At 30.9% G+C, this 11,481-nt stretch carries 11 protein-coding genes; 5 read left to right on the forward strand and 6 right to left on the reverse strand.

Annotation, left to right across the window (positions count from 1 at the left end; translation table 11 throughout):
* Window positions 1–254: 254 nt before the first annotated feature.
* The gene (locus tag EW093_RS07135; protein WP_149567730.1) at window positions 255–1,079 is read left to right on the forward strand and encodes a VanW family protein; all 825 of its coding nucleotides are present in this window, start codon (window positions 255–257) and stop codon (window positions 1,077–1,079) included.
* On the opposite strand, the gene EW093_RS07140 is transcribed toward EW093_RS07135, so the two are convergent.
* Together EW093_RS07140 and EW093_RS07145 are read right to left on the reverse strand one after the other, a co-directional pair.
* On the reverse strand, window positions 1,045–1,287 hold the full coding sequence (locus EW093_RS07140) for an acyl carrier protein (RefSeq protein WP_149567731.1): 243 nt from the start codon (window positions 1,285–1,287) through the stop codon (window positions 1,045–1,047). The genes EW093_RS07135 and EW093_RS07140 overlap by 35 nt on opposite strands.
* Entirely contained in the window at window positions 1,284–2,693 is a 1,410-nt protein-coding gene (locus EW093_RS07145) for an AMP-binding protein (protein ID WP_149567732.1), read from the reverse strand. Before EW093_RS07145 ends, EW093_RS07140 begins: the two co-directional genes overlap by 4 nt.
* A gap of 385 nt (window positions 2,694–3,078) precedes the next feature.
* On the opposite strand from EW093_RS07145, the gene EW093_RS07150 reads away from it, so the two are divergent.
* Complete coding sequence (locus tag EW093_RS07150; RefSeq protein ID WP_223111664.1) at window positions 3,079–4,140, forward strand: adenylate/guanylate cyclase domain-containing protein; 1,062 nt, start codon at window positions 3,079–3,081, stop codon at window positions 4,138–4,140.
* Window positions 4,141–4,253: 113 nt separating this feature from the next.
* On the opposite strand, the gene EW093_RS07155 is transcribed toward EW093_RS07150, so the two are convergent.
* The 3 genes from EW093_RS07155 to EW093_RS07165 are packed head-to-tail and all read right to left on the reverse strand — an operon-like array spanning window position 4,254 to window position 6,423.
* Entirely contained in the window at window positions 4,254–5,270 is a 1,017-nt protein-coding gene (locus tag EW093_RS07155) for a PQQ-dependent sugar dehydrogenase (protein WP_149567733.1), read from the reverse strand.
* A 51-nt stretch (window positions 5,271–5,321) separates the two neighbouring features.
* Window positions 5,322–5,663 (reverse strand): zinc ribbon domain-containing protein YjdM, encoded by a 342-nt coding sequence (locus EW093_RS07160; RefSeq protein ID WP_149567734.1) that lies wholly within the window; start codon window positions 5,661–5,663, stop codon window positions 5,322–5,324.
* A 55-nt stretch (window positions 5,664–5,718) separates the two neighbouring features.
* Window positions 5,719–6,423, reverse strand: coding sequence for an arginyltransferase (locus EW093_RS07165; protein ID WP_149567735.1), 705 nt, complete (start codon window positions 6,421–6,423; stop codon window positions 5,719–5,721).
* Window positions 6,424–6,463: 40 nt separating this feature from the next.
* On the opposite strand from EW093_RS07165, the gene EW093_RS07170 reads away from it, so the two are divergent.
* Window positions 6,464–8,470: a peptidase U32 family protein gene (locus EW093_RS07170; protein WP_149567736.1), complete on the forward strand. Its 2,007-nt coding sequence runs from the start codon at window positions 6,464–6,466 to the stop codon at window positions 8,468–8,470.
* Here the strand turns inward: EW093_RS07170 and EW093_RS17645 are convergent.
* A complete protein-coding gene (locus tag EW093_RS17645; protein WP_149567737.1) occupies window positions 8,440–10,374 on the reverse strand; it encodes an HD domain-containing phosphohydrolase in 1,935 nt (644 codons plus the stop codon). The two genes, EW093_RS07170 and EW093_RS17645, sit on opposite strands and share 31 nt — an antisense overlap.
* A gap of 99 nt (window positions 10,375–10,473) precedes the next feature.
* Here EW093_RS17645 and rsmI point away from each other — a divergent pair, with 99 nt between their 5' ends.
* Both rsmI and EW093_RS07185 read left to right on the forward strand, forming a co-directional pair.
* Window positions 10,474–11,148, forward strand: coding sequence for a 16S rRNA (cytidine(1402)-2'-O)-methyltransferase (rsmI, locus tag EW093_RS07180; protein WP_149567738.1), 675 nt, complete (start codon window positions 10,474–10,476; stop codon window positions 11,146–11,148).
* Window positions 11,149–11,195: 47 nt separating this feature from the next.
* Complete coding sequence (locus EW093_RS07185) at window positions 11,196–11,480, forward strand: flagellar biosynthesis anti-sigma factor FlgM (protein ID WP_149567739.1); 285 nt, start codon at window positions 11,196–11,198, stop codon at window positions 11,478–11,480.
* The last annotated feature ends 1 nt before the right edge of the window (window position 11,481 follow it).

The following is an 11,481-nucleotide window of genomic DNA, read 5'->3' on the forward strand; positions in this document are numbered from 1 at the left end:
TGAAAAAAGTATTAAAGTAATAATGACGGAGAATATCTTTTTTAAGTATAACATAATCAAAAACCTACTTTATATTGGATTGGAGAATATACCTTAACGTAAAAATAATATTTAAATTTAAAAGATAGTTCAAGTTTTTTTTTATTTGTAATTATTAAATTAGTTTTAGTGTTCTGTTGCAATCATTATATTATCTATAATTTTGTGGTATTAATACTTCAATTAGTTGATATATAGTATAATAATATATAGATTTGTTTAATGAAAAAGAGACTGAGTCAGTACCACCCTATACTATATTTTATTGCAGTAAAAAAAATCAATTTAGTCGTTATATACAATGGTATTTTTCAACAAAAAAATATGCATATGAAAAAGCAGATATATTCCTGTTCTCATATAAAGTAAAAGATCATAAACTACTACACCTTCGTAGGTTAGGTTCTGTAGATATGAGTTTACAACAAAATAAGGTTGTTAATCTAAAATTAATGGCACCACTTATAGATAGTGTAGTAATAAAACCTGGTCAATATTTTAGTATATGGAAGTTAACTGGAAAAAATAATAGAAAAAATGGCTACAAAGAGGCTCTAACATTAAAAGGTACTGAAGTTTCCTCATCTATTGGTGGAGGAGTTTGTCAAATGGCTAATTTGATTCATTGGATGGCATTACATAGCAAATTACAAGTAGTTGAAAGATTCCATCATAGTTTAGATTTTTTCCCTGATAATAACAGAAAGATTCCATTTGGGACAGGAGCAGCAATTATGTATAACTATATGGATTTAGAACTCTATAATCCTAGCAGTGAGAATATAATTATCAAGATATCAGTTGGGCCTAAATATTTAGAAGGTAGCATATCAAGTGATACACCTGTTACAACAGAATACAAGGTAGTTGAAAAGAACCAATACTTTAAGAAAATTGACAATGTATATTTTAGATTTAATGAAATATGGCGAGAAGATCAAAATAACCCTTCATATAAAGAGTTACTATTTAAGAATAAATCTAGGGTGATATATAATGATAAGTTTATTCCGCAAGATCTAATAAAAATGAACGTTTAACCATTTTAGACAGGGATTCTATAGAGAAAAAATTGTCTAATATAAACTCATTATCAGGAATAACAATTTCAAAATGCTTTTCAATAGAGGCAAGTAACTCTTCAAAGTCTAGGGAGTCCATCTCTCCCCAGGTTATTAATTCACCATTTTTAGGTAGACAACCCTTCTGACTAATAATAATATCTTCTATACTTTTTATAGTATTCAATTATACTCCTTCATTTTTAATAATTTATTGTAATCAATTTTCCCAGATGATGTTATTGGGAATGTTTCAATTAATACAAAACTTGATACTCGCATATATTGGGGTAACAACTTTTTCTGCTTTTCTTTAGCATAATTAATTAGATTATCTCTACCTGAATTTTTAATAAATCCCACTAATTTTTTTTCAAAAATAATTATGACTTCAGTATTTAACACATGACTTAATACAGTCTCAATCTCCTCTAATTCTATTCTATATCCATTTAGTTTAATCTGACGATCCCTTCTTCCAATAAAGAAATAATTTCCATCTTTAAAACTTACTATATCACCAGTTTTATACCATCGTATACTGTCTTCTGTATAAAAGCAGTCATTAGAGCTATTTAAATATCCAAGAGAGACACAATTCCCTCCAATAATTAATTCATCATCTACAATTTTAAATAAATTCATATTTCTAGGATTACCTATTGGAGTATTTATATATGGACAATCTAAAGTAAATTTAAAGGAAGAGACACAAAAACAAGCTTCTGTAGGTCCATACATATTATATATTGATAAGTTTTTATGCTTTTTAAGCAAACTTAATGCCGAATTCCTTGGAAAAACTTCTCCAATCAGAACTAAATCTTTTAAAGATGATTTAGTCCCACAAATATGAGGTTCTATCCGGGAGAAGAAACTGGGAACCATGGCTAAATGATTTATCAAGCCATGTTCAATATATGTTACAAATGATTTTGGGAATAATATTATTTCATCTGGGATTATATGTAATACACCACAATATATAAGTAGTGCAAATATATCAGGTATAGATAAATCAAAATGTGTTGGTGCAATTAAACCAGAAACTGTTTCTTCTGTTAGCTTTAGATATGATGTATACCAAAGAAGTAACTCTGATAGTGCCTGATAAGTTATAATAGCTCCTTTAGGGGAGCCTGTAGAACCTGAAGTGAAAATTGTATATGCTACATCTTTTTCCTCAGAAGAGATAAAGCGGTCTATTTTAATTGGTACCTCGTTGAATAATTCATCAGTAAAAATAATTGTATTACTGATTTTCCTTGAAATATCATCATCTCGATCAATAATAACTATTGGATTTTTAATCGAATCAATTATGGATAGTACTCTTATTTCACTATCCTTACGGTTTAATGGGATATAGATATTGCCTGACAATAAAATACCATAACTAATTGATATAAGATCAATACTCTTTCCACCTAAATATATTATGTGTTTGTTTTTATATCTATTAAGAAATGTTCCAACCTGACGTATTCTATACAATAATTCATGATAATATAGTTCTTCTTTCTTATATATAACTGCAACCTTACTTGAAAAGGTATCAAATAGAGTAAGGTTTTTCTTTAAAAAACTAGTCACATTACACTCTCATTTTTAATTATTTTTAACTATCTTATCATTTTTACAGCTCTATAAAAAAGTCAATTCTAAATAAAGATAACTTAAAAACGACTATACTATTACCAATATATAAAACTGGTTCTATAATAGAATATTGATTAAGGTTTTATCTAAATTAAACTAAGTATTAGGGGAGATTTATGGGGAGTTCAACTTTTGATAATATATTAAGAGAGAGGGAGATAATTAATGAAAAAAGGGTAGCCTATATTCGTTTTTTCCTTGCATCTCTAAGTATTTAAAGTTTGTAGTAATATTTTTTGACTATATTTATGTAATTTCCAATTTCTTATTTGATCCTTCAATTACCAGCGAACCTAAAACTATAGCATGGTATGCTCTTATGGGAACAATCGTTTTCTATTTAATCAATTTACTTCGATATTCTAAAGCTAGTACCATATATTCAGGCTTTTTATCAATAATTATTTTTGTAGGAGTAAGTCTCTATTTTAAAGTTCCAATTGTTGAAATAATACCTCTGCTTTTTGCTCAGGTAGTTATACTGCTAATAGGTTACTCTATAACATCTAAAAAAATGATGATGGAAAGGTATCTACCACCACAACTGATAGGAGAGTTATATAAAGAAAATGTTAGCTTGGAACCAGGGGGAAAAAATCAAAAGGTAACAATTCTATTTTCTGATATAAGGTCATTCACCACTATCTCCGAATCTATGTCAGCTGCAGAAACGGTAAGTTTTCTAAATGAGTACCTATCCTTAATGACAGATATAATTTTCTCACAAAAGGGAACTCTTGATAAATTCATAGGTGATGGAATAATGACAATATTTGGAGCTCCAATTGAGGGAAAAGATGATTCATTAAGAGCTGTAAATACTGGGATACTGATGAATAAAGCTTTGAAAGAATTTAATATAAAATACCAAAATATAAAACAACCAATTCAAATAGGTATTGGGATTCATACAGGGAATGTAATTGCTGGAAATATAGGTTCGGATAAAAGACTAGACTATACAATTATTGGAGATAATGTAAATTTATCATCTCGTATAGAAGGATTAACACGACACTATTACTGTCCCCTACTTATTTCCGATTCGACATATAGTGAGCTATTAGAAATAGATATTGAAAAAAATTTTATTTGCAGAGAAGTAGATAATGTTAGAGTAAAGGGAAAATCCAGTGTAGTAAAAATTTACGAAGTTATGCCCTTTGAAAATAGTGATGAAAAAAGAGTGGTTACAGAAAAAAAAGAACTATTTGAGAGAGGTCTAAAACTTTACAGAAAGAAGGAGTTTACTAGAGCTATTTTTGAGTTTGAGAGATTAAAAGATGATAAACTCTCCTTATTATATATAGAGCGATGTATAAAATATTTAGATAACCCTGAAGAACACTGGGATGCAATCTACACGATGAAAACAAAATAACAGTTATTTTTCTGCAATAATAATATTAAAAAACTCTGCAACTCATTAACTTATAAAATGACTGCTCCAAGATCTATTATAGTTTTACACCAATCTATTTATTCTTTTAAGAATTAAGGTAAAAGTCTATACAGTTTTGAATCCTTCTCATCAGCAATTAGGAAAATTTCCCCATCCTGATTAACTTCAATATCTCTAATTCGACCTATTTTGTCCTTAAAAACGATCTCTTCTTTAATGAAGTCTCCCCCATCTCTAAACAAAACTGATAGATATTTAAACTTTAAAGAAGCTACAAGTAGATGATTATTCCATTTTGGAAAACTCTTTCCACTGTAAAATTTTATCCCTCCAATACCTATTGATGGCACCCAAATATAGTCTGGCTTTAAAAATCCAGGTTCCCAGATATTTCCATCTCCAACAACTGTTCCACTATAGTTTACACCACCCCATGCAACCTGCTTCCAACCATAGTTAGACCCTTTTACTACGGGACCAATAAAATCTCCCCCCTTTGGCCCATGGTTCGAAATAAAGATATCCCCAGTTACCGGATCTAGACTTATTCCCTGGGGATTCCTAACACCAATTTGATATAGCTGGGGAATCCACTCTTTATTATTGATATAAGGGTTATCTTTGGGAATTGAACCATCTTTATTTATACGGATTATTGATCCAATAACATTGGAAGTATCCTGGGCAATCATACCTCCACCACGTTCACCAATAGTAACAAATATATAATCTCCCTTAATCTCTATTCGAGATCCAAAGTGTATAGTGCTATTTAAATAGGGTAATGCCTCAAATATAAGTTCTAAATTAGTTAACCTATTCTTTTCTAACTTAGCCCTATAAACTGCAGTAGTATATTTGTTGTTTTTAGTTATAGAACAGGTAATCCAAACAGTATCATTTTCACTAGTTATATCTAATAACCCACCCTGTCCAGCTTGAATAGATGGTATTTCATGCTCAACTTCTATTTGTGTCTCATCTTCTGTATTAACAAGAAATAATTGGCCATTTTTTTGGGTTATTAACATTGAAGAGTCATCAATCCATGTCATACCCCAGGGGTAAACAAGATTAATATCTAACTCCTTAATTAAATAGTAGGACACTATGTAACCAAGTGCAAAAGATATGAGAGATATCAAAATAAGAAACTGTTACTACTTGTTAGCTTTTTTTACAAACTCCGACTTTAATTGCATAGCTCCAATACCTGGAATCTTACAATCAATATCGTGATCCCCCTCTATTAGACGAATGTTTTTAACTTTAGTACCCCTTTTAACAACTAAGGAAGAACCCTTAACTTTCAGATCCTTATTTACTGTTATAGTATCGCCATCTGCTAACTCATTACCATTAGAGTCCTTCCATACAAGTTTACTCTCTAACTCTTCAGCTTCCTCTTTCCACTCGTGGCCACACTCAGGGCATACAAGATTAAAACCATCAAAATATGTTAAGTCCGAATTACACTTTGGGCAGTTTTGTAGATTTTCCATATATTATTCCTTACAAATTAGTTTAAAAAATTAGGGTATATTAACAGAAATAGAGTTAATCTACAAATGGCACCCACTCTCCATGCTCCCATGATAGGATTTGATTAGGAGTATATCTATTTTTATACTCCATAGATTTATTTCCTTTTATATAAAACCCAAGGTAATAATAGTCCTTATTAAGCTCTTTCCCATACTCTATCTCTTTTAAAACACTATAGACTCCTAATCCATAGGAGGAGTAGTCTGGATCATAACAAAAATATATAGAGCTTATACCACTTTGAGAAACATCCAAGAAACCAACACCAACTAATTTCTTTTCAATATAGAACAGGGATAGTTTACTACTGCCCTTTAGGGCATCAACAAAAAAACTCTCCTTGAACTCTTTTACAGAGGTCTTTTGATTAAACTTTATTTTAGAGTGATTTTTATATACTTCATAAATATCATCACTATACTCTAAAGAGGTAAATTTAACATTGACAATAGCACTGTTTTTCTTATAATTCCTTTTTTGACTCTTGCTAAACTTAAAATCCATAATTTTTGTTCTAATAGGAGTGCAACTTGTACATGATTTACAATTAGGTGTAAAAAAAAAGTTACCAAAATGTCTCCAGCCATTAAACAGCATCATATCGAATTCATCTGGTTCTAGGTCACTTAAAAAGGCGTACCTCTGGGTAAATCTCTCCCCTTCTATATATGGGCAGTCCACATCTTTTGCGTCTTCTGGTTGGCTATAAATCAACATAGATCTATAATATTACGCCTTAATATATTATTATAGTGGTATGAATAATAAAAACCCTGAAATTCTGGCTCCTGGAGGGGACTTTAACAGTGCATTACACGCTTTTGAAAGTGGGGCAGATGCAGTATACCTAGGCTTGCAATCCTACTCTGCAAGAAAAAGGGCAAAAAATTTTACATTAGATGACTTAAGAAGATTAAAAACATTTTGTTTTGAAAATAATAAAAAAATATATGTAGCCTTAAACACCCTTCTAAAAGATGATGAGATAGAGAATATCTACCCATTATTAAAGCAGTTAGAAGAGATTGAAGTAGATGCTGTTATAGTACAAGACCTAGGATTAGCTTATATAATAAAAGAGAATACAAATCTTGTTTTACACGGATCAACACAACTTGCAGCCCATAATATTGACGGAGTTATAGCTCTAAAAAATATGGGTTTCTCTAGAGTTGTTCTTAGTAGAGAACTCTCCTTAAATGAGATTGATAAAATTAAAAAAACGATACCAGAGATGGAGTTAGAAGTTTTTATCCATGGGGCACTATGTTATGGATTTTCAGGTCTTTGTCTTGCCTCTTCAAAATTAATAGGAAGGTCCGCAAACAGAGGGGAGTGTGGGCAAATCTGTAGAACCTGGTTTAATAACAGTGGAAAAAAAGAGTATTGCTTCTCTATGAATGATCTATCCTTGAAAGAGAATATAATTAAATTAAAGGAAATTGGTGTAGAGTCCCTAAAAATAGAGGGACGAATGAAAGGGCCTAACTATGCAGCCTCCACATCCGAGCTCTATTACAAAATACTTAATAATAAAAAATACAATGAAGTCTTAAAAAGAACAGAAATTGATTTTAATAGAAGTGGCCAGGATATCTACCTAACAAATAGAGAGAGGTCAGGCCGAATAAACGTACAATATCCTGGACATTTAGGTCGAGTTATTGGGGAGATTAGAGAGAGTAAAAATAACACAATAAGTGTAGAAACAGACGAAAATATTGAAAACCGAGATGGTTTAATGATACTTAGTAACATTAGGGGAGAGGAACCATACAAATTTTCTGCTAATATTCTAGAAAAAACGAAGGGAAAATATATACTAAAAACACCTCTTCCTAAGAACTCACAGAAAACTTTATACAAAATATCAAATCATGATAAACACCTAAAAGAGGAGAAGTCCACAAAATTTAAACCTTGGAAAAAAGATATAGAGTTACAGATAACAGTTAAAAAGGAGTCTATAATCATCATAGCAGCTGGTAGTAAGTTCACCTACCCTATAGAGTTAGAGAGAGCTAAAAACCCTACAGATCTAAACCAACTCTTTAAAAAGGTCTTTTATCCAGGAGGTGAGACAAACTACTACTTTTCATCTATTGTAAAAAGCAACTTTGAACAACCTTTTATTCCAATCTCTAAACTAAAGGAGATTAGAAATAAATTTCAGGAAGATTTTTTAAAGAGTATACAAAATATAACAAACCTTGAAATAGAAGAAAATGTTGTTATACGTAGTTATCTAAAAAACAGTAATAAACTTCCATTTATTACAAGGTTCAAGGATGTAGAATTAAATACCCAATTAAAAGAGGATGGAAACTACCTTCTTCCACTAGCTCCAGTAATATTTGATTCAGAGAGATATCTTTTAGAACTAAAAGAGTTTTTAGAGGAGCATAGGAATAAAAAATTTATAATTGGTCTTAATAATATTGGACATATAAACTTTATTAATCAGCTAAACCCAAAACTCTCCTATTATTGTGATTATGGACTATTTGCAATAAACAGATATAGTAGGAAGTACCTCTCTACCCTTATTCCCAACCTTAAATGGGTTACAAAATGGGTAGAAGAGGATAATATTTTAGAGTATCCCCCAATCTTTATTAGTAGGACCTGTTTTAAGGCTCAGATGGATGGATGTCCAACAAACTGTAAAAAAGAGTTTGATTTTAAAGTAAACCAAAACGGAAATAAAACCGTTATAGTTAGGGATTGTATCACCTACACTTTTAACGAGTCTACATCTAAATAGTATAGGTCATCATATATTTTATACTTAAAAAATAGCTCTACTAAATTACTATCAAGCCTTCCCTTTTCTGCCTCTTCAATTATTATTGATTTAACCTTATCAAAGGGGACTGCTTTTTTGTATGGTCTATCAGAAGCAGATAGGGCATCAAAGATATCTAGTATAGCAAGGATTCTAGACTCTATAGATAACTCATTATCCTTTAACCCCATAGGATAGCCTGACCCATCAAGCATTTCATGGTGTCCTCCAGCAATTTCAGGGATTCGACTCAGCTCCTTAGGCCAAGGGATTGACTGTAGAAAGTTGTAGGAATAGGTTACATGGGATTCAATCTCCCTTCTCTCCTCACTATTAAGAGTCCCTCTAACAATTTCAAGATTAACAACCTCTTCATCTGTTAAAATAGGAATTATGTTATTATCACCATCATAAACCTTAATTTCATTCTGATATTTTAATATACCCTCAATTATCTCCATAGGATTTTCATTAAACACTCTAGGTTCATTTAAGTTTTTAACTAATGTCCTAATATCCTTAACTTTCTTTATATTCTCAAAGTCTAAACTATCTAATGATTGAATAATTAAATCTAATCGTAACATTAAAATCTTAAAATCCTTGGGAAATAGTTTTTTAGCCTTTAAGAAGATATCATTATTAATATAGACCTTTCCATAATCGTGGAGTAGTGCAGCGTATTCTATCTGTTTTATCTCATATTTATTAAAATAGTGATCCTTATATACCCCATAATCCACATCATTTATAATATTTAAAAACTCAACACTCATTTTTGCCACCCTATCAGAGTGACCCCTTGTAACAGGATCCTTAGAATCAATAGCATCAACAGAGGCACGGACTAACCCTTCAAACTGATCCTCTAGCTGCTTTATCATTTTTATATTGTCTAGGGCTACAGATGCCTGCCCTGCAACCGAGAGCATTACATCTTCATATCTCTCTGCAAATGGGAAAATCTTAGTATAAAAATCCTCCTTGGTTTCTAAGAGAATCTTGTGGCTCTCTGTTTCATCAAATAAATTAACATTCTCAAAGTTTTCCTTACTATTTATTAATTGTATTACACCTAACATTTCACCTAAATGATTTTTCATAGGTATTACTAACATACTCCGGGAAATGTAGTCATATTTTTCATCAATACTTCTATTAAAGGAAAATGTAGCGTTTTTATCGATATTATAAACATCAGGAATATTAACAACTTCATCATTTATAGCACAGAAACCAGATATTGATCTCTCGTTTAATGGCATAACAAACTCTTTAAAATCAATATGCCGGCTATAAGTATAGGAGTATTTAAATAATAACCCCCTATTTCCATCATCCATATCGACTACTAAAAAGACACTTCCTGCATCGGCCCCTGTAATTTTTAAAGAAGTTAGTAAAATTTTTTTTATAAGTTTATCTCTATTCCTCTCAACTGCTAACATTTGACCAATAGATATTAACTCCTGTTGATCCGAGAGGAAATCCTTCTCTTCTAGAGTAGAAAATCTAGATAGGTTTTTAGCCACTTTTAAACAATTATCAAACTTAAGTAAAAACCATTTTAAATCATCCTTAGTAATACTCTTTTTTTTAACCCCTAAAATATTACTTAATGGGATATCGTCACCTTCTAATTCAGAAAGAGAGCCTAAAAGAACAAACTGATATTTTGATTCACCATGTTTAGACATAAAAATATGTAAACGTTCCACCATATATGGTGTTACAAAGAATAAAAAGTTTTGTGATATCTTGCTAGCTATATGGTTTTCTATTAAGGGGATATAGTGCCTAGTAGACATAGAAGTATAATTATAATCGGCTATAGATGTTATACTCTCCTCTAATCCTTGTTCTACATATATTTTGAAATTCATTTGTACCTCTAGATAAAAATATAAAAGTATTTACAGGTGAATACAAGTTATTATGATAAATAGCTATACAATTAGAGGCAAATAGTTTTAACTATATATATGTCAACATTATATATGGTAGCAACACCAATTGGAAATTTAGAAGATATAACTTATAGAGCAGTAGAAGTATTAAAAAACGTGGATATTATTGCGTGTGAAGATACTAGACAATCAATGAAACTCCTTAACCATTATGGTATAAAAAAGCACTTAATAAGTGTTAGAGCAAGAAACGAGAAAAATTCAGCTCCAGGAGTAGTAAAACTTTTAGATGAGGGAAAGGATATTGCATATATTTCTGATGCAGGAACACCGGTGTTAAGTGATCCAGGCTCTATACTTATACAGGCTGTTAGAAAATCTGAACACAACATTACACCAATTCCTGGTCCTAATGCATTTGGAGCCCTAGTAAGTGTATCCGGTTTTGTTGGAAAGACTGTAACATTTGAAGGATTTCTTCCTCAAAAATCAGGTAAACGTAAAAAAAGATTAGATGAACTACTATCTAGGGAAGAGTCATTTATAATTTACGAATCTCCATATAGGATAGTTAAGCTTTTAGGGGAACTTGCCGAAATTAATTCTGAAAGACATCTACTACTTGGAAGAGAGATAACCAAAAATTTTGAGGAATTTATTCAAGGAACTAGTGCCGAAGTATTGGAAAATATGTCAACAAGGACTACAATTAAAGGTGAGTTTGCAATTCTTGTTGCAGGAAAAGAATAAAGTTTATATAAGGTATTGTCGATTATAAAAAGACCTAAGGAGAAGTTATGACAATAAACAAAATTGGACCTTCAGATCCAGTAAATAACATAAACAAAAAAAACAAGGTTCAAGAAACACAACAAAAGAGTAGTCCAGACTCCATTAAGGTATCAAAATCTGCTATGAGCAAGTCAGAACTTATAAAGGCTTCTACAATTGCTAAAAATGCACCGGATATTAGAGCTAATAGGGTAGCTGAAGTTAAAGCTAAATTAGAAGATCCAAACTATATAAATGATAAAGTAATTAATAGTGTTGCTGATAAAATCATGGAAGATTTTGGCTTATAAC

This window comes from Thiospirochaeta perfilievii (assembly GCF_008329945.1).
Classification (GTDB): domain Bacteria; phylum Spirochaetota; class Spirochaetia; order DSM-2461; family DSM-2461; genus Thiospirochaeta; species Thiospirochaeta perfilievii.

What these genes read in the sequence shown, in the direction of transcription:
- EW093_RS07150 (WP_223111664.1), top strand. Translation starts at nt 3,079, where the DNA reads ATGGGAACAATCGTTTTCTATTTAATCAATTTACTTCGATATTCTAAA.
- EW093_RS07160 (WP_149567734.1), bottom strand. Translation starts at nt 5,663, where the DNA reads ATGGAAAATCTACAAAACTGCCCAAAGTGTAATTCGGACTTAACATAT.
- EW093_RS07165 (WP_149567735.1), bottom strand. Translation starts at nt 6,423, where the DNA reads ATGTTGATTTATAGCCAACCAGAAGACGCAAAAGATGTGGACTGCCCA.
- EW093_RS07170 (WP_149567736.1), top strand. Translation starts at nt 6,464, where the DNA reads ATGAATAATAAAAACCCTGAAATTCTGGCTCCTGGAGGGGACTTTAAC.
- EW093_RS17645 (WP_149567737.1), bottom strand. Translation starts at nt 10,374, where the DNA reads ATGAATTTCAAAATATATGTAGAACAAGGATTAGAGGAGAGTATAACA.
- rsmI (WP_149567738.1), top strand. Translation starts at nt 10,474, where the DNA reads ATGTCAACATTATATATGGTAGCAACACCAATTGGAAATTTAGAAGAT.
- EW093_RS07185 (WP_149567739.1), top strand. Translation starts at nt 11,196, where the DNA reads ATGACAATAAACAAAATTGGACCTTCAGATCCAGTAAATAACATAAAC.